Genomic DNA, 16624 nt, shown 5'->3' on the forward strand with positions numbered 1-16624 from the left:
TTTGACCCTTTGACGACCACCGCCAGCGGCAGTTACTGCATCTTCTGAGCGCAAGAACCGCTCTTTGACGCTGTGAAACCGTGAGTTATTGACCCTACCCCGACGCAGTCTTGCGTTCAACAGGGCAAGAAAGCATGTAGGACCGGGGTGGCAAGGCGTCGATTTGGGATTGAATCGGGGCGTATCGGTAGACAAATACCGGATTCTAACACACCCAGAGACGGCTTTATTGAAATCCGTGGTCGCTGATAGTTCGCTGACGCCGTGCTGAATACAGAGCGCGTATCTCACACGGAATCATCTCCCAATTCGAGTAGGCCGGATCGCTCAGTACAGCCTACTCTGAGAGAACCTTACAACACTCCGAGAGCGGTGGGTGGTGACTACGCGCTCGCGGGTGTACCATCGGCATCTCCGCTATCGATGAGCGGGTAGTCGATGTGGACCTCGATGCGGTCGAACGGAACGACGGGTTGAATCGCACCGCTGGGCCCGCCCTCTTCGAGCGTGAGGATCCCCAGTACTTCCAGCTGCTTCAGGTCCGAGTGGACGTCGGACACGTCACGCTCGACGAGACGCGCTGCCTCGCGCATGCTCTCGGGCACCTCTTCCGCGATCGCCCGAATGAGCTCGAGGCGCAGCGGCGTGAGACTGTCGACGAAGTCGTCGTAGGTGCCGAACTGGAGCGTTGCTGTTCCATCCTGATCGTCGAGATTGTCGGCCTCGACGTCTTGGACGAACTGGAGCGCGTCCTGACGGAGCTGTTCTCGGTCATCGACGGTGATGTGGAGTGTGGTCATGGTCGGGGTGTGTCGGGTGGTGTTCGATCAGTGCGGCCGGGGCGGATCGCCGCCGACGGCGTCCCAGTACTCGTCCGCGCTCGCCCAGAACTCGACAAGCCGGTCCTCCATTCCGGGGAACTCGACGTCGTCGAGGTCACCGGCTGCGGTGTGGTGTTCGTGGCCCTTCGTGTCCTCGTGGGAGTTGTCGTATCGGACGAGCGTGAGGTCGTCGAGAGTGCCCAGATGGAGCGTGTACTTCCAGCCCGAGGGGTACGTCTCGGTGTCGTCGGTCGGCCGAAGCACGACGTTCTCGACGAGACCGGCCTCGATGTGGGTGTACTGGAACAGCGGTTTCCGGGCCATCTCTCATCTGTTGGGACACCGGCCAACGCTATAAGCGTTGGGCAGAAGTCCAACACTGAACACAAACCGCTCGAGGTTCGCCACCACGGTCCGATCGACGCTACGGGCCATCTCATTACTGGGTAGGGGGCGGCGACCCCACACCGCTCCCGAAACCCAATCTTCCCAGAGGGGATGCCACAGTATCAATCGTTGCTAAGACACAGTAATGCTATTTCGACTGTGTGAAACCACCTGCTCGGGCGTAAGCCAGACACGGGTTGCTCGCTTTGAGTTTCCGAATCCGCCGGTTCGCTCATCTATTTAAGTAGCTCGTAGCGCTAATTGCGCCGCTTAGCCATTTGAGCTTCCGACTTCATTAACAAACTCGGAAACTCAAACTAGCATGGGTAGCTCGACGTACACCGCCTTCGAAATGAAGACCCCGTTATCGAGGTGAAATTGGACCTGAAGATGCTGAAATCTCTTTTTTAGACATATTACCGTCTGAAACAGCTGGTCACTGAAGAGTGCTTACTCGGCCAACAACTAACAATACGGTAGGAAAACAACAGGTATGGAACATCTCGACGGTGGTCGGGTCCGGAGGCACCTCTTCGGTGACCGTCTTCCTTGTTGGGCTGTTATCGGTTCTGTTGTCGGTCTCTTGGGTCTCGCGTCTGTCGCGTTCCTCCTCGGTGTGGGTGTTCGCCTCTATGATTTCTGGGGCTGGCTTGTGATCGTTCCGGGAACTGCCGTCATTGCGGGGATCTTCGGTGCGGGCTTAGTCCCAACCGTCGGCACACTCTGGCTGATTAGCCTCTGGGGGTACGCCTTTCCACCACTCGTCGGTTATCTCTCTGGTGAGTGGATGGGGGCAGGCCGGTACACCTCGCCGAGAATGCTGGGGTTTGCATACGGATCTGCCCGCGCCGAATTACTTGGAGGACTCGAAACAAGTGTTAATTTTGGGCTGGCGCTTGCGGTCATCGTCGGAACAACCGGCTACGTTGTGGGGTCCGTCGTCAGATGGATAGCGATGCGCATGCGGTCGGCTTGATTACTGAACAGCCTGTACGGATAGAACCCAGCTCAGATATGTCACTTTCTGAGGATTTCAACAAGCCTGGATCTCCCTATTAGATGGTGATGCTAGAGGTTCAGATAAATAATAATATATCTTTGTCTTATAAAAACTTGTCATACGGTTAATTGAACCGGCTGATTCATCAGTAATGTCCCAAGCTACTCACCCATGATGTAGACACGTTCTCTCGAATGAGTCAGGGCCCCATTTGGAATAATAACGAATTCTTGTGCTGATTACACGCTCTATGCCGGGAACTCGCCAAGGCGGCTTCATTCGAAACATCACGACTGACGCGGGCGGGGACTCTCAGGCAGGTTGTCCGTCCATCGTTACGGACTGACAGTTCACTTCTAATCGGATCGCCGGCGATCCGCCATCGCTTTCCTCGATCCAAATTTCGATCCCTGCGTGGTTTGGGTCATCACACGGGAGATCCGGGTGTTCAAACCCTGGCCAGTCACGTTCAAACCGAGTCCCATCAACTGTCACGACGACGGTATCGGGCTCATCCGATGCGGGGAATGTAGCGTCCTCATCAGCTTCATTACTATTTGAGAGAGTGTATTCGCTTTTGAACAGCGTAGACCCGCCTTCACTGGTGACCGTGACGGTGACCTCACGAGTGAGTTCACGATCACCTAAATACACGCTCACAGTGTGTGCCCGTTCCGCTGGGTCACCCGAGCCGATTACGGAGCTACACCCAGCCAGACCAACTGTACTAATTGCCCCGACAGAGCCGAGGAGCTCACGCCGCTACATTGACCTGTGTCACCCCCGTTATCCGCTGGATGTAATTACGACAACCCGAGTCATCTGGAATGGAATACACCTGTCCAGTGAACACCATACAGGAGTCAACAAAGGCACTATTCCAAATACTACTCAAAACATAAAGCTGTATTTGTGTGACGCCGTCCCACGAAATAGTGGGACTCGACTGGTCAGATCGGATGTCCCATGCGGGAAGGTAAGTTATAGAATTGCTGAATACTGCTCTGTTGAATAGCGACCTCTGAGCCATGGTGAGACGATGCCGATCTTGAGACCACTAGCGTCAACCGTTAACAAACCGACTCAAATTTTGACCTCCTCGGTCAACACCGCTATTCAACACCCATGAAAGCCTGCTAGCGCAACAAACCACGTCTGCAATACTATATTTTTCGTCAAGATCGACCCGATCGTGTCCATGGAGAGAAATCGCAAGCAGTCACGGTGATAGCTCAGGAATCGTCCGGCAGGCGGTCAAAACGTGAATGCTATAGCTGTAGCTGACGGCCGCTGCGACCGGCCGATGAGGGCCGCCGGCTCGGCGGCCCTCAGTAACTCACCTCTTGTGGATCAGATTCCTCCATGCGGTCGAGCATCTGGAAGATCGATACGAGCTGCTGCGCTGATGGGTGGTATGTGCGTAAATGGAGCAACACCTATTCGGGCTCGCCGCCCGGATGCCGCTAGCATCCGGGCGGCCTCCCATGATGGTGCTTCCTTGGCACGTAGGCCAATCAGAGCCACGCGTTCTGAGACGCTGTTGAATCATCGGCCTTTGACCACCCCAGTACCTATTTACGCACCCTGGGGACTTAGCAGGCTGTCATCCCATCAGAGCAGAAAAAAGTACTGCTGAGAAGATTGAACCCGCAATAAAACAAGCGCTGGATAGAGAATCAGTTGTTTTGGAACTCGAAACTGAGGCCGCTACGGGTGAACGACAGCGCTTCGTTCGGGCTGTTCTTTCGCCGTTGTGGGACGACGATGGAGCGGTTACCGGTGTAGTGGGGTCGGTTCATGATCTTACCGAGGTTAGACAACGTGAGCAGCAACTTCAGGTTCCTGACCGGGTGCTCCGTCTTGACATCCTCCTCCGCGTAAACGCGGAGGAATCCCGAGCGGTGGGAGTTTCAGGTTTACAGTCCAGTCAGTGGACTACCAGCCCTTTCGGGCACGGGTAGTCCCACAGTGTCGGACTGGTGGACTGCTGGCCATGCCAACTGGCCGTTACCCCTATCCTCAACCGTGTACGGCGTCCCAGTGTTGTTTTTGCCACGGGGACGCCGGCAAGCGTCAACGGACTTGGGGGTATCGTCTGGTTTGCTTTGAGCCGTCGGCACAGACACACCCTTCGAGGATATGGCGTTCACCGACTGGCCTTTCAGATACTGCCTCGTTACGCGGCCGGACAGGCCGCCTCCGAAGGACGGTTCGGAATCCGCTCCGTTCCGACCGATTCTTAGCTCTCCATAGAGCGGCCTGTCAGTTAAATCTCTGTCTGTGAAACTCGGTACAGACGTTCGGCTAGTGGATTGCTTCCCACTATGTCGGCTTCATCACCCGCCTGAAGGCGTGTGTATTCACCTTCTAGCCTCTATAACATAAAGAATACGATGAGCGTTGTGAAGTGGAGTACAGAGCTGATTGAACAACAGACAACTGGCCCCGATGTTGTGAACACCGCTGAAACAGTCTCGGAGCACAGTCAGAAGTTGATTGATATGGCTGGGATAGAACGACGAACATCATCGTTTGCGAATAGTTTCAGCAATGCGCGTTAGAGACCGCTCAAAACTGCTGTGTTGAATAGATGCTGAGTCACGGTTACAGCGGCTCACACAGTGGTTCTATGTTGGTGATGGCGAACATCAAGACGATTTCACGGAACTGCCGATACCAGCCCAGCGCTCGCACGGCATCGCCGAGCGAGCGCTTCGTTGTCGAGTAGGATGTTTCAGCCATCCACCGCTGAGAGTAGCCATTTGCTCGGTTGAGCGCGTTGTTCGCGGCTGCTTTCGCTGAGGAGCCGCGGTAATGAACAAGGTACTCAACGTCATATGCGGCGATTTCGTACTCGGTATGCCAGTCTTGGAAGCCGTTGTCGGCGGCGACGGACTGCAGGTCGTCCGCGTTTCGGCGGACGACCTGCGGTCCAGTCTTCGTATCATGCTTCCACCGAGCTGCGATGTGAACATCAAGCACAGCAAGCGATTCCACATCAGTCAATGTCGTCACTTTTAGCGTCTGTATCGTCCGTCCTGCCCGCTGACGAAAGTACGATGACGCACGTCGGCGGTCGAAGAACGTGCTGTCGAGCGCAGCGTGGCCAGACTGCGGGTGCTGCTGCGCGGAAACGCGCAGCAGCGCCCGCCATACCCACATTTTCAGCCGATCAAACGATTTGTAGATCGTGCTGTAGTCTGGGAGATCGTCTGGATCTAAGCCGAGTGCGTCACAAATCTCGGCCATGTATTTCAGCCGATTCGGCGTTTCTCGGTAGCTGTGGCCGTCTTCGAGCCGAAGGCAGTGTAGCACAACGTGTTTCCAGCGGGCGAACCCGCCGCTGGCGGGCTCGCCCGCGTGCTTTCCCAACGCTTGTTTGACTAGGCGACGACACTGCTCAACGAAGTCGAGGAGATCGACTTCCATGGACAGAATCGATTTCCTCGGCTTCGTCCTTCTGCTCCGTGATAACAGCTGATTAGATCGCTATTCAACACAGCACTCAAAACTGGCTCGAAGCCTTCGCCGTCTACCACAATCCACGTCAAACTTAACGCGAGGCCTCAACCCTGAACCGCGTGTGCGTGTAGGATTCAGGCTCTATTAAAAACTTCAACCGATGAGATATTCTCAATGATGTCTAGAGATACCGCTCCAACTGAGAGCGCGACTCACGGAGGTAGTCGAGTGACTGCGTCCCGACTTCCAGCGAGAGCGTCCCGTGCCAGTCGGTGGGGAACGCCTCGAAGATAGGCCCGAAGTCGAGGTTCCCGGCACCGAACGGGAGGTGTTCGTCCGCCGGCCGACGGGTGTCGTTCAGGTGAACGTGCGAGATGCGGTCGGCGTGGTCAGCGACGAACGCGGCTGTCTCCGTCGGGTCGTGACCGGTTACCCGAGCGTGGCCCGTATCGAGCGTCAGCGAGGTGTCCGTCGCGGCGAGCAATCCGTCGATGTGTTCGATAGTGTACGGGCTTCCGAATATGTTCTCGGCACAGATTTCGACGTGACGTGAGTTACCGTACGCGTTCAGTTTGCTGACTGATTCGTTGATGTACTCGCGGAGCTCCGCGTCGTCCCACGCGACTGACCATGCGGAGGACTCTGGGTGGAGAACGGCCTTTTCTGCCCCCAGTTCGGCCGCGGCATCGATACAGGCCGACTGCGTTTCGACGGCACCGCTGCGGACGGACTCGTAAGGCGATCCGATGTCTGTCGGGAACGGAAGGTGAACGAGTAGGCCGAGGCCGTGATCGTCCAGTATCTGCCGAATCGTCCCGCGATTCGACGTGAGACGCTCGCGGCTGTGAGGCCCGTCCATGAGTATCTCGACGTAGTCGAACTCGCTGTTCCCGGCGAAGCGCAACTGCGGTTCCAGTTCCGATGCGACTGCGGTGACGAAACCGATTCGCGGATTCATATTGATTTGGGTAGCGGACCGTGAATTACTTCGTGGGAAGGCTCGCGAGCTCGGCGAGGCTATCGAGGCGATACGTCGGCCGGATATCGAGACGATACCCGCGGCGATGCGGTCGGTTCACGAACGCGGCGTCGACGCCAGCCGCGCGAGCCGCCGCCACGTCGACACGGCTGTCACCGACGTACAACGCCGATTCGACGCCCAACTCGTCGAGCGCCGCCTCAAGATACGACGGGTCCGGCTTGCGACGTTCCAGTCCGCGAAGCGACGGCTCTCGACCGTAGTACGCTTCGAACATCGCCTCCAGACCGAACTCCGCGACGATGTGTTCGATTGTCGCGTGCTGGTTGTTGCTCACGATCGCCGTCGGGACCGCGAGATCGGCGAGCGTCTCGACATCGTCGTAGAGCGGCTTCTCACCGTCTCGGATCGCCGCCAACTGGCGGGCTGTGCGTTCCGTCTCGTGACGACGCCAGAACGCGTCAGCGTCAACTTCGTACCGCTTGGCAAGCCTGCGCACCGTTTCCACCGAGAGATCGTCGACGAGCGACCGGACGTCGCTCGGTGTCGGGTCGACATCGAACGCCGCGAACGCCCGCTGCGACGCTTCCGTCAGGACCGACTCGTCCGTCGGATAGGTGAGGACGCCGTCGTTGTCGAAGACGATCGCGTTGTACTGCGTTTCGACCCGACTCATGTCGTGTTCCACTGGGCCTCGTGCGCGGGCTGGTCGGTCGACTCCGAGGCGACGTTCTCGGCGGAGTGATAGAACGCGCCCCCGGCCTCGGGGTCAAACAAGTGGAGCCGTTCGGGATCGGCGGTCAACGACAGCACGTCACCGACTTCGACCGCCGACCGCGGCGGAAGGCTCACTTCCATCTCGGTGTCACCGACTGTGCCCCGGGTCAACAGCGAATCACCGAGCGGTTCGGTGACGGTGACATCCATGCTGAGCGGGCCGTTCATCTCTTGTGACAGGTCCTCGGGCCGGACCCCCAGAACCACACGGTCTCCCGCGTGAGATGTCACAGAGTCGGAGACCGGACTCGGCAACGGAACGCTGTTCTCGCCCCACGTCACGTGGACGGAATCTCCACGCCGTTCGAGCACTCCCTCGACGGTGTTCATACCCGGACTACCGATGAACTCGGCGACAAACCGAGTCGCCGGCGCATCGTACAGCCGCTGTGGCGGTGCGACCTGCTGAATCTCGCCGTCGTACATGACCGCGACCCGATCGCCGAGTGTCATCGCTTCGACCTGGTCGTGTGTGACGTACAGCGTCGTCGTGCGAAGCTGCTCGTGGAGTTCGGCGAGTTCAGCACGCATCTGGACGCGGAGTTTCGCGTCGAGGTTGCTGAGCGGCTCGTCCATTAGGAACACCTCCGGATCGCGAACGAGCGCCCGCCCGATGGCCACGCGCTGTTGTTCGCCCCCGGAAAGCGCTGACGGAGTCCTGTCAAGGAGGTCTTCGATGTCGAGGATCTCGGCCGCGTCTGCGACCCGCTCTGCCACCTCGTCGTCGGTGAAATCGGTGGCCGTTCCGAGACCGAACGTCATGTTCTCTCGAGCGGTCATATGCGGGTACAGCGCGTAGTTCTGGAACACCATTGCGACGTCGCGCGCGGCGGGCGATACGGTCGTCGCGACCTCGTCGGCGATCTCGATGGAACCTTTCGTCGGAGACTCGAGGCCCGCGAGCAGTCGGAGCGTAGTCGACTTCCCGCACCCCGACGGACCGACCAAGACGAGGAACTCGCCGTCTTTGACGTTGAGGTCGACACCGCCAACGGCGGTGACATCTTCGAAGCGCTTCACCAGGTCTGTCGTTGTGATTCCGGTCATTCTGATAGTCCGAAGGTTTCCAGCAGCGGGCCTCGGAAGACGATGAGCGCCAGCAGCGGCGGCAACAGCGTCAACACGGCGCCCGCCATGATGAGCCCCCAGTCAGTCTGGCCGGCGTTGCCAACCGACTGGAGGTATTTCATGCCGACCTGTACGACCTGTTTGCTCTGATCAGAGACGACGATCAGCGGCCACAGGTACTGGTTCCACGCGTAGATGAATGTGATCACGCTGAGACCGCTTATCATCCCCCGAGACATCGGGATCAGCACTTTCCAGAGGAAGCGGAGCGGACCGACGCCGTCGACTTTGGCCGACTCGACGAGCGAATCGGGGATCGACATGAAGTGCTGGCGGAGGAGGAACACAGCGGTCGCGCTCGCGACGTACGGGCCGGTAAGCGCCAACAGCGTGTTCGTCCACCCCAGTGCGGCCATCATCTCGTATAGGGGGACGATTCGTACCGGGACGGGGAACATCAGCGTGAACAGGATCAGAAAGAAGATCGCGTTCTTGAACCGGAAGTCGTAGAAAACGAGCGCGACCGCGGCGAGGAGGCTCACGGCGATCTTCGCGACGGTGACAACGATAGACATCACTAAGGAGTTGAACATGTACGATGCCATTCCGTACCTGGTGAACACCTCGGCGTAGTTTGCCAGCCCGTCGGTGCCAACACTGATGTCGGTGATATCGTACACTTCGGGAACGGTCTGGGTACTCATTACGAACGCGAGCAGGAGCGGCGAGGCCATCACTAAGACGGAAGTGATGAGGCCGAGATGGACGCGCCACTGCGCCGGGAGTACCTGTGTGTCGGCTATCGCCGACAGCGGTCCGCGCTCTCGAACGTCAGTCGCGATGTCGTTAGTGTCGAGTGACATTAGTAGTGTGCGTAGCGGTCTGAGACGCGCAGTTGGACGAACGTGAGTCCCGCCACGAGCACGAACAGGATCACGGACTGCGCGGATGCGAGACCGAGGTTGTTGAACTGGAAGGCGTCACGGTACAACTGATATATCATCAGGTTGGTGGCGTTCGTCGGTCCCCCCTGCGTCATTAGGTCGATCAGGGCGAAGCTGCCGAAAAACGCGTAGATCGTGTTGATCACGACCAAGAACACCAACGTGGGCGACATGAGCGGAAGGTACACGCGCACCAGTCGACGCCACGTTTCGATTCCGTCGAGCCGACACGCCTCGTTGAGCGACTCAGGCACGTTGTTCAATGCGGCGAGCATGAATATCACGTTGTACCCGACCTGTTTCCAGATCGCCGCCACCGTGACGACGGCGAACCCCTGCCACCCGACGGTGAACCAGTCGAGTTCGATGCCGAACCATGCCTCAAGGTAGTGCGTGTAGATACCAACGCTCGGGTGCGCGAGGAACAGCAGGACCGTTCCTGCGACGGCTGTCGGTAGTGCGTACGGCCAAATCGCGGCGATCAGGTACGCGGCCTTTCCGTCGCTGACCTCGTACAACAGGAACGCGACCAGGAGGCCGACAGCGAGCGATCCGATAACGACGATCACCGCGAACGCCATTGTTAGTCCGACGCTCGTGAGGTACACCTGCGACCCCAACAGGTCGGTGAAGTTCGTCAGTCCGACGAACCGGGTGTTCTGACCGAACAGAAACGTCTGGAAGAAGCTGAACCGGAGCGTCTGTAGCGACGGGTAGTACAGGAACGCGATGATCGCCGCCAGTGTCGGTAGTAGCAGGAGGTACGCCCCCAGCGAACTATCGTACGTGTTCTCGTGTACGCCCATTTCAGTTGCCTTTGCTCTGGATGTAGCTCTGGAGAACGTCGTCGGCCTCCGTCTTCATCTCCTCGAGTTTCGACTCGACGGTGACGTCAGAGTTGATCATGCTGACGTAGCCGTCCTGAATTATCGTTCGGACTTCCGAGGCGGGTCCGGCTTGCCAGCCCTGTGTCGCGACGGTCTGTTCCGTCTCCTGAAGCTGGTCGAACGCGGTCTGGAAGTTGGGGTTCTCGTCGAACCAGCCGTCTTCTTCGAGGTACTCGACGGCGCTGTCACTGATCGGGAAGTAGCCGGTGTTCTGGTGCCAGAACGCCTGCTGCTCTGGCTCGGCCAGCCAGAGGAGGAAGTCGGTGAGTCCCTGCCGTTTTTCTTCGGACAGACCGCGGGTCATCCACAGCGATGCGCCCCCGATTACGACGCCGGTGCGTGTGTCGCCGACCGTCGGGTAGTACCCCGTCCCGAGTTCGAATCCGTTCTCTTCGGCTCCCGCCGTCGCCGAAGCAACGCCGGCCGTGGACGAGATCCACATCGCCGTCTGTCCGTTGAGGAACGCCTGTTGTGCCGCGCCCCAGTTGCCGACGCCGGCATGGTTGTACAGGCCGTCGGCATGCATGTCGGCCCACCAGCCAAACACCCGGTCAGCCGTGTCGGTATCCAGGTTGATTTCAGTCGGGTCCCCCGCACGACCGTTCTCTTCGTTCACAAGCGGGACGTTCGCTTCCGCGAACCACTGCTCAGGGAACCATGAGACGTTAGCGAAGGTGATTCCCTGCTCCGCGATCCCCTGATCGACGATCGTCTCGCTCACCTCACGGATCTCGGCTAACGTCGATGGCGGCGATTCGGGATTGAGCCCGGCCTCCTCGAACATGTCCTTGTTGTAGTAGAAGATCGGGTTCGAGGAGTTGAACGGCATCGAATACACAGTGTCGTCGAACGAGTAGTAGTCGATGACTGGGTCCTGAAAGTCTGACCAGTCGATCCGGTCGCTCGGAAGCGCCTCCTCCATCGGGACGAACGCACCGCTGTCGATCGCGAGGCGACTCCCGAGGTCGACGATCTGTGCCAGCTCCGGCGCTTCGCCTGCGCCGATCGCTGAGGTGACCGCGTTCAGCGTCTCGTCATAGCTTCCCTTGTAGCTTGTTTCGACCGTCACACCGGAGGACTGCTCATTGAAATCGGCCGCGAGCGCGTCGACCGTGTCGCCGAGGTTTCCCCCCATCGCGTGCCACCAAGTGATAGTCGTCTCACCGCTGCTTTCGGAGCTCGCACTATTCGTGGAACTGGACGAGCCGTCCGAGCCATCAGCGCCGTCTGAACCCCCTGATGTTGCTCCTAGACATCCAGCGGAAGCAAGGCCGACTGTGGCCGCACCGGTTGTTTGAAGAAATCTACGCCGACCACTGTGTGAGCCGTTCGAATTGACCACACATCGAGGTATATTAGTTTCATATTAAGATTTTATAATATTTGAAATGATTAGTAGTGAATGGTAAGCACTGCTACAATTACTTCGGCCTCAATACGTACCTGTACATACCGATCCAGAGAGTTCTGGGGTATTTTGAGAAATGTCGCTGAGACGACCTCATCGACACCGCCGCACACTAACTCGTCGTGGCCACGAAGACTTAATCGACGAGAATCGACGGCGGACGAACAAGAGTCGATCGAAGGACGCCGCTAACAGAAGTGGGGCCGCGTCGGCGCGCTCACACCTGGTCTCCGTCGACCGGCCGCTCGCGTCGTGCTCAGGACTGCGTGTCTCCGGCAGACGTCTCACCGGAAGCGGGGAGCAGACCGGAGTAGTCGGCGGCGATGCCGTCGACGCCGGCGGCGGCAAGCCGACTGGCCTGATACCACGTATCGACTGTCCACACGTTCACCTCACGTCCGTCCGCGTGCGCCTCGGCGACGAGGTCCACGCCGGCGGTGACCGCCGGATCGTGGAACGGAGTTCCGAATATTACCTTCATCGGAGCGTGGATCGCTGCGGCGTCGTGTGCCCGAGCGATAGCGAGTCCGTCGCCAACCGACTCGTAGACGATAGGAGCGACCGGATACGATGACGTGTCGCGCGTCGCGGCCAGCGCACCCTCACAGAATGACGAACAAAGAAACTCGTTGTCGTGAGCGTCGAGTATGTCGACAACTCGGTCTACGAATGGCTGCCAAGCAACTCTGCGGTCAGCAAGCGCGTCCGGAGAGAGTTTCTCGTCGAACCGCAGGTCGTACCGGCCGGGGTTTTTCAATTCTACGTTGACTCCGACCTCGGGAGGGACGGCTTCGAGGAGCGTTGACAGGCGCGGTACCGTGTCGCCGCTCCGGAGTACCTCCGCACCAGTGACGGTCATCGTCTCGGTTTCCCAGACGACGCCCGTCTCGTCCGTGAGTCCGCGCTCACCGCCGTTGCGTCCTGCTAAGTTGTTGTCGTGAAACACGACCACGTCGTCGTCGGCTGTCGGAACGACGTCGATCTCGATAACATCGGCTTGGCGGGTCGTCGTTCCCTCGTCATCCGTCGATCTGCTCTCGCTTGCCGCCGCTTGAGCAGCGGTGACGGTGTTTTCTGGGTTCTCTCCCGCGAAGCCACGGTGCGCGATGAGCGTGAGTTCACCGGGTGGAGTGGCGTCTGCCGGACCGGCCCCGCTGTCCCGACGTTGCGTGGCTGTTGCGTCACTCGTCTCGTTAGTGCCCTCGGGTTCCACCCCACCGTCGGTGTACACGGCCCCGAGCGCACCCGCTGTTGTGATACCAACGGTGCTCTTGAGCACCCGACGGCGGTGCGTCGGTTGTCGCGTCTCGACTGCGAACAGTTCTGGAAGATGGCGAGCCATATGGGGATGTCTCGCGAATCGGATATAGCGGCTGGTATGTCGTATCATGAGGCGTCTATATCATTGTGTACGTGTCGATAGGGCTCGTCGGCGACCAGCGGTACCGGCTAGGCGACTCTCGCACCACCGAGGATCAGCCGGCTCCCGACGATCGCGAAGAGGGCGTGAACGACCTCGCGCTGGAGTCGTTCGCTCACGCGTTCGCCGAGGCGCATGCCGACGGTGAGGCTGGAAACCACGAGGATCGGTGCGGCGGTCGACGTCGGGGCGAAGCCGATGTCCAGGAGGGTCCGAGCGCGCCCGCGACCGCGGTCACGAGCACGACGGTCTCCACCGGTCCGGCTGCGGGCCCGTGAAGCATACATTCGACGCGAGTGGAAGTAGAATACTGAAACACACCACATCACACTACCACTCAAATTTGGGAATTATCTTGAAACTCAACGAGAAGTAAACAGGTGTCCCCAAGCCTAACCGTTCAGGAAACGGGGTTTTCTGAACAGTAAAATCAAATCTACAAGCCTCTTCCCGAACTCAGTGAAACACTACTATTCGCAAATTGATAGAATATTCCGTGATGAATACAGGGCGCAAGTCTCGCGCTGGCTCTCGTCAGGACAGCGGCCCAGTCAATCGGTCAATATAATTTGTATATCCTGTACCGGAACGCTTCACATTATTAGCAGGCGAGAATGTATGATGCCTCATGATCGTTGGAATCGCCGCAGCAATATCTATCGGGAACGCAGTGGGTATCTCGGCTATCAGTGCGACGGTCGCTCACCGTTACAACGAACCAGGGGCTGCGTGGTTCACAGGATACACTGCGCTGATCGGGGTCGGTCTCGGACTCATCAGTGTCGGCATCCTCACCGATCTTATCTCAGTGACCGACTTTGGGGGTGCGGTCGGGCGGTGGCTGGCAGTTGTCTGGATCCTCCCCGCCGCTTTGTGGGCTATGTTTGCACTTCGGTACACGGGACGGTTCGTCTCGCTTTCGCTCAAGACGGGTGCGCTGATTGCGTTTCCGCTTTTGGTGCTTACTCTACAGGGTCTACTAACCGGAGTATCACTAGTGCCAACGCAGGTTCTCGGACTCCTTGGAATTACTACCCGTTATTACGCAGTGACGCTGGCTGTAGCCGGGATCGTGCTGGTGGTGCGAGCGACACGTCGGTATGACCACCTAACAGCATGGCAAGGAATTGCCTTTGCTGTGGCACCAGCGGCGATGTGGCTGTTCTGGAGCAATATTCCGTATATTGCTCAACTCGGTCAAGCAGCGGGAGGGGCCGCCTATGTGCTTGGCTCTCTCGGCGCGGTGGGTGGGCTTGGACTCGCGGTGTTTCGGTTCGACGCGTTCAAAAAATCCCCTGCCGTCGGCGTCGTCGGCGAACGGGATGTCGTAGACGAGACAGACGACTTGGTGCTAATAGCGGATGACGAGCACCGCGTGGTGCGAGCAAACGAGAGTGCGCGCACTGCGTCGGGGGACTCCGACCCGTCTACCGGCACCGTTACCGTCGAAGATACCGTCGGAACGAGTGTGGACGGGCTGCGAGCAACCGAGACGCTCGAACTCAATGTTGAGGGTACGTCAGCGAAGTTTGACCCGCAGGTGTCGACGGTACTCGACCAGCATGACCAGCAGTTGGGTACCGTGATCAGCCTCCGAGAAGTGACCGAACGAGAACTTCGCAAAGAACGACTCGCGGTGCTTAACAGGGTTCTGCGGCACAACCTACGTAATCAAATCGATGTCGTCAACGCTCATCTCGAGGCCATCGATAACGACCACGCGGACGCCGCAACTGAGGCGACCGATCGCATCACACACATGAGTAACCGCGCGCGGACGATTGACCGACTTCTCTCAGAGACGCACGAAAACGTCGCCGTCGATGTCGCCGAGCTGCTCCGCGGCACTGTGGCCGCCTACGACTCCTTGGTCGCTGTCGAAGCACCCGACTCGTTGATGATCTCGACAGACGGTGCCGCCCTCGAAGCGGCTATAGAAAGCGCCGTCGACAATGCGGTCACACACGCTACGAACGTGACAACGTCTCTCCGGCAGACGCCTGACGGATGCGAAATCCAGGTCACCGATGATGGCCCGGGGATTCCCGAGTCGGAACTATCTGCGCTCGAAACCAGCACTGAGACAGCACTACAACACGGCACGGGTCTGGGATTGTGGCAACTTACCTGGGCCGTCCGCACTCTTGACGGTACCGTCTCTTTCGACACATCAAACGGCACCACCGTCACAATTACGGTCTTTGACGCATCTTCAACTGGTGAGTCAGAGACTACTATTTAACAGGCACGCATAGAGAGCAGTTGGCCCAATCAGCGCACCCCGGGGTCTCTTGTAACAAGCTTGGCCCCATCCTCAGACAAACTTGCCCGAAAATATGTACAGTTGATAGTCGACCGACGCGGACATCTCAGTGTGAGGTTGACGCTAGGTGGGTGCTGACTTCACGCACTATATTCAGCAGTCAGTAGCAGCCTATATCACATATCGAATAGTTATTTCGCCAGGTTGGGCAAGAGCCATTTACAAATTGGCGGCTCTGTTGAAATCATATTCTTCAGATATAATATTATATGAAACAAATGGTCGATGAGAGCTGCGTACTGATCGCTTCAACGCATCGCGTCTAACGTCGTGGCCACTGCGATCGGTGTTAGAATTGTCAAAAACAACCACTGATGCTGATTCGTCCACTGTCGGACTCTTGTGGAGCGACGGCGTAAGAGGGCAATCGTACTGAACGAGAGAAGCCCAAGCACGCTGACTAGGTTCCCAGTAAGTCCCATCCAGAGCGCAACAGGGAGCGGAAGAACAGTCATAACGAGATCTGCTGTTCTTTCGAAATCCATACTCTCAACTTTTAACATTCAAAAATATATCTACTGGTCTTGGAGAACAAATCACTCCATTGATATCCTCTGCTGTGCGACCCGTGAATTGCCTGTACTGACCGCGACTGGGTCAAAATATATCACTCGCTGAATATTTCAGCAGAGCCGAATTGGCCCACCATTAGGCGTATAAATCAGTACAAAGAACGCGACTGAACTGTCGGCTCGAAAACCTGATCCGCACCCGGGTCGGACTCGACGGTCCCCGGGACGAACGAGATCTTCTCGCGCTCGCGTTCCGCAGCTGCCGGGCTCATCATTCCGAGATAGTGGCTTCTGAACGTCTCCCAGTCTTCCCAGCCGCCCCAACTCATCACGACGGCAGGAAGAGCACCACAGTTCCACAGCAGATGAACACCCCAGGTCCGACGGAGATCGTGAACGTCGAGGAGAGTCCACCCCTCGTCGCCAGTCGCCGCGTACCGGCGTTCGCCGGCGCGCTTCACCCAGCGATAGATTGAGTTCGGCTCGACGTCGACGATCGGCTCATCGGGGTCGCGTTCGTATGAGAGCGTCCGGACGGAACTGGCGAGTTCGTTTGGAATCGGCGTCTCGCGGTACTGCCCGCGCTTCGGGTAGTCGTTCCACACGCGGAGGGAGCCGTCGGGGCGTACGTGAAGT

Annotated in this window: 15 protein-coding genes; 4 read left to right on the forward strand and 11 right to left on the reverse strand. The window is 58.2% G+C overall.

Going from position 1 to position 16624, the window contains the following annotated elements:
• Window positions 1–383: 383 nt before the first annotated feature.
• Together EXE47_RS16050 and EXE47_RS16055 are read right to left on the reverse strand one after the other, a co-directional pair.
• Entirely contained in the window at window positions 384–800 is a 417-nt protein-coding gene (locus EXE47_RS16050; protein WP_049933529.1) for a transcriptional regulator, read from the reverse strand.
• A gap of 27 nt (window positions 801–827) precedes the next feature.
• On the reverse strand, window positions 828–1145 hold the full coding sequence (locus EXE47_RS16055) for a DUF6516 family protein (protein ID WP_049933527.1): 318 nt from the start codon (window positions 1143–1145) through the stop codon (window positions 828–830).
• Window positions 1146–1701: 556 nt separating this feature from the next.
• Between EXE47_RS16055 and EXE47_RS16060 the strand changes: the two genes are divergently transcribed.
• Window positions 1702–2184, forward strand: coding sequence for a hypothetical protein (locus tag EXE47_RS16060; protein ID WP_199237913.1), 483 nt, complete (start codon window positions 1702–1704; stop codon window positions 2182–2184).
• 1634 nt (window positions 2185–3818) lie between these two features.
• Entirely contained in the window at window positions 3819–4169 is a 351-nt protein-coding gene (locus EXE47_RS19395) for a PAS domain-containing protein (protein ID WP_137703859.1), read from the forward strand.
• Window positions 4170–4812: 643 nt separating this feature from the next.
• Here the strand turns inward: EXE47_RS19395 and EXE47_RS16075 are convergent.
• From EXE47_RS16075 to EXE47_RS16110, 8 genes are all read right to left on the reverse strand, one after another.
• Window positions 4813–5637 carry an IS5 family transposase gene (locus EXE47_RS16075; RefSeq protein WP_089309009.1) on the reverse strand — a complete coding sequence of 275 codons (825 nt, stop codon included), beginning with the start codon at window positions 5635–5637 and terminating at the stop codon, window positions 4813–4815.
• 214 nt (window positions 5638–5851) lie between these two features.
• Entirely contained in the window at window positions 5852–6628 is a 777-nt protein-coding gene (locus EXE47_RS16080; RefSeq protein WP_137703846.1) for a sugar phosphate isomerase/epimerase, read from the reverse strand.
• A 25-nt stretch (window positions 6629–6653) separates the two neighbouring features.
• On the reverse strand, window positions 6654–7325 hold the full coding sequence (locus EXE47_RS16085) for an HAD family hydrolase (RefSeq protein ID WP_049933176.1): 672 nt from the start codon (window positions 7323–7325) through the stop codon (window positions 6654–6656).
• A complete protein-coding gene (locus EXE47_RS16090; protein ID WP_137703847.1) occupies window positions 7322–8473 on the reverse strand; it encodes an ABC transporter ATP-binding protein in 1152 nt (383 codons plus the stop codon). Before EXE47_RS16090 ends, EXE47_RS16085 begins: the two co-directional genes overlap by 4 nt.
• On the reverse strand, window positions 8470–9357 hold the full coding sequence (locus EXE47_RS16095) for a carbohydrate ABC transporter permease (protein WP_049933172.1): 888 nt from the start codon (window positions 9355–9357) through the stop codon (window positions 8470–8472). The genes EXE47_RS16090 and EXE47_RS16095 overlap by 4 nt, the downstream gene beginning before the upstream one ends.
• Entirely contained in the window at window positions 9357–10244 is an 888-nt protein-coding gene (locus tag EXE47_RS16100; RefSeq protein WP_049933170.1) for a carbohydrate ABC transporter permease, read from the reverse strand. Before EXE47_RS16100 ends, EXE47_RS16095 begins: the two co-directional genes overlap by 1 nt.
• 1 nt (window position 10245) lies before the next feature.
• Window positions 10246–11460, reverse strand: coding sequence for an ABC transporter substrate-binding protein (locus EXE47_RS16105; protein ID WP_199237914.1), 1215 nt, complete (start codon window positions 11458–11460; stop codon window positions 10246–10248).
• A gap of 529 nt (window positions 11461–11989) precedes the next feature.
• Window positions 11990–13012: a glycerophosphodiester phosphodiesterase gene (locus EXE47_RS16110; RefSeq protein ID WP_241997594.1), complete on the reverse strand. Its 1023-nt coding sequence runs from the start codon at window positions 13010–13012 to the stop codon at window positions 11990–11992.
• 128 nt (window positions 13013–13140) lie between these two features.
• On the opposite strand from EXE47_RS16110, the gene EXE47_RS16115 reads away from it, so the two are divergent.
• Complete coding sequence (locus tag EXE47_RS16115) at window positions 13141–13431, forward strand: hypothetical protein (RefSeq protein WP_049933168.1); 291 nt, start codon at window positions 13141–13143, stop codon at window positions 13429–13431.
• 350 nt (window positions 13432–13781) lie between these two features.
• A complete protein-coding gene (locus EXE47_RS16120; RefSeq protein WP_137703850.1) occupies window positions 13782–15395 on the forward strand; it encodes a sensor histidine kinase in 1614 nt (537 codons plus the stop codon).
• Between the two features lie 742 nt (window positions 15396–16137).
• Here the strand turns inward: EXE47_RS16120 and EXE47_RS16125 are convergent.
• Window positions 16138–16593, reverse strand: coding sequence for a hypothetical protein (locus tag EXE47_RS16125; RefSeq protein WP_199237915.1), 456 nt, complete (start codon window positions 16591–16593; stop codon window positions 16138–16140).
• Window positions 16594–16624 lie beyond the last annotated feature (31 nt).

Source organism: Halorubrum sp. GN12_10-3_MGM (genome assembly GCF_005435235.1).
GTDB classification, from domain to species: domain Archaea; phylum Halobacteriota; class Halobacteria; order Halobacteriales; family Haloferacaceae; genus Halorubrum; species Halorubrum ezzemoulense.

What these genes read in the sequence shown, in the direction of transcription:
- EXE47_RS16080 (WP_137703846.1), bottom strand. Translation starts at nt 6,628, where the DNA reads ATGAATCCGCGAATCGGTTTCGTCACCGCAGTCGCATCGGAACTGGAA.
- EXE47_RS16060 (WP_199237913.1), top strand. Translation starts at nt 1,702, where the DNA reads ATGGAACATCTCGACGGTGGTCGGGTCCGGAGGCACCTCTTCGGTGAC.
- EXE47_RS16120 (WP_137703850.1), top strand. Translation starts at nt 13,782, where the DNA reads ATGATCGTTGGAATCGCCGCAGCAATATCTATCGGGAACGCAGTGGGT.
- EXE47_RS16085 (WP_049933176.1), bottom strand. Translation starts at nt 7,325, where the DNA reads ATGAGTCGGGTCGAAACGCAGTACAACGCGATCGTCTTCGACAACGAC.
- EXE47_RS16105 (WP_199237914.1), bottom strand. Translation starts at nt 11,460, where the DNA reads ATGGGGGGAAACCTCGGCGACACGGTCGACGCGCTCGCGGCCGATTTC.
- EXE47_RS16050 (WP_049933529.1), bottom strand. Translation starts at nt 800, where the DNA reads ATGACCACACTCCACATCACCGTCGATGACCGAGAACAGCTCCGTCAG.
- EXE47_RS16090 (WP_137703847.1), bottom strand. Translation starts at nt 8,473, where the DNA reads ATGACCGGAATCACAACGACAGACCTGGTGAAGCGCTTCGAAGATGTC.
- EXE47_RS16055 (WP_049933527.1), bottom strand. Translation starts at nt 1,145, where the DNA reads ATGGCCCGGAAACCGCTGTTCCAGTACACCCACATCGAGGCCGGTCTC.
- EXE47_RS16100 (WP_049933170.1), bottom strand. Translation starts at nt 10,244, where the DNA reads ATGGGCGTACACGAGAACACGTACGATAGTTCGCTGGGGGCGTACCTC.
- EXE47_RS16075 (WP_089309009.1), bottom strand. Translation starts at nt 5,637, where the DNA reads ATGGAAGTCGATCTCCTCGACTTCGTTGAGCAGTGTCGTCGCCTAGTC.
- EXE47_RS16095 (WP_049933172.1), bottom strand. Translation starts at nt 9,357, where the DNA reads ATGTCACTCGACACTAACGACATCGCGACTGACGTTCGAGAGCGCGGA.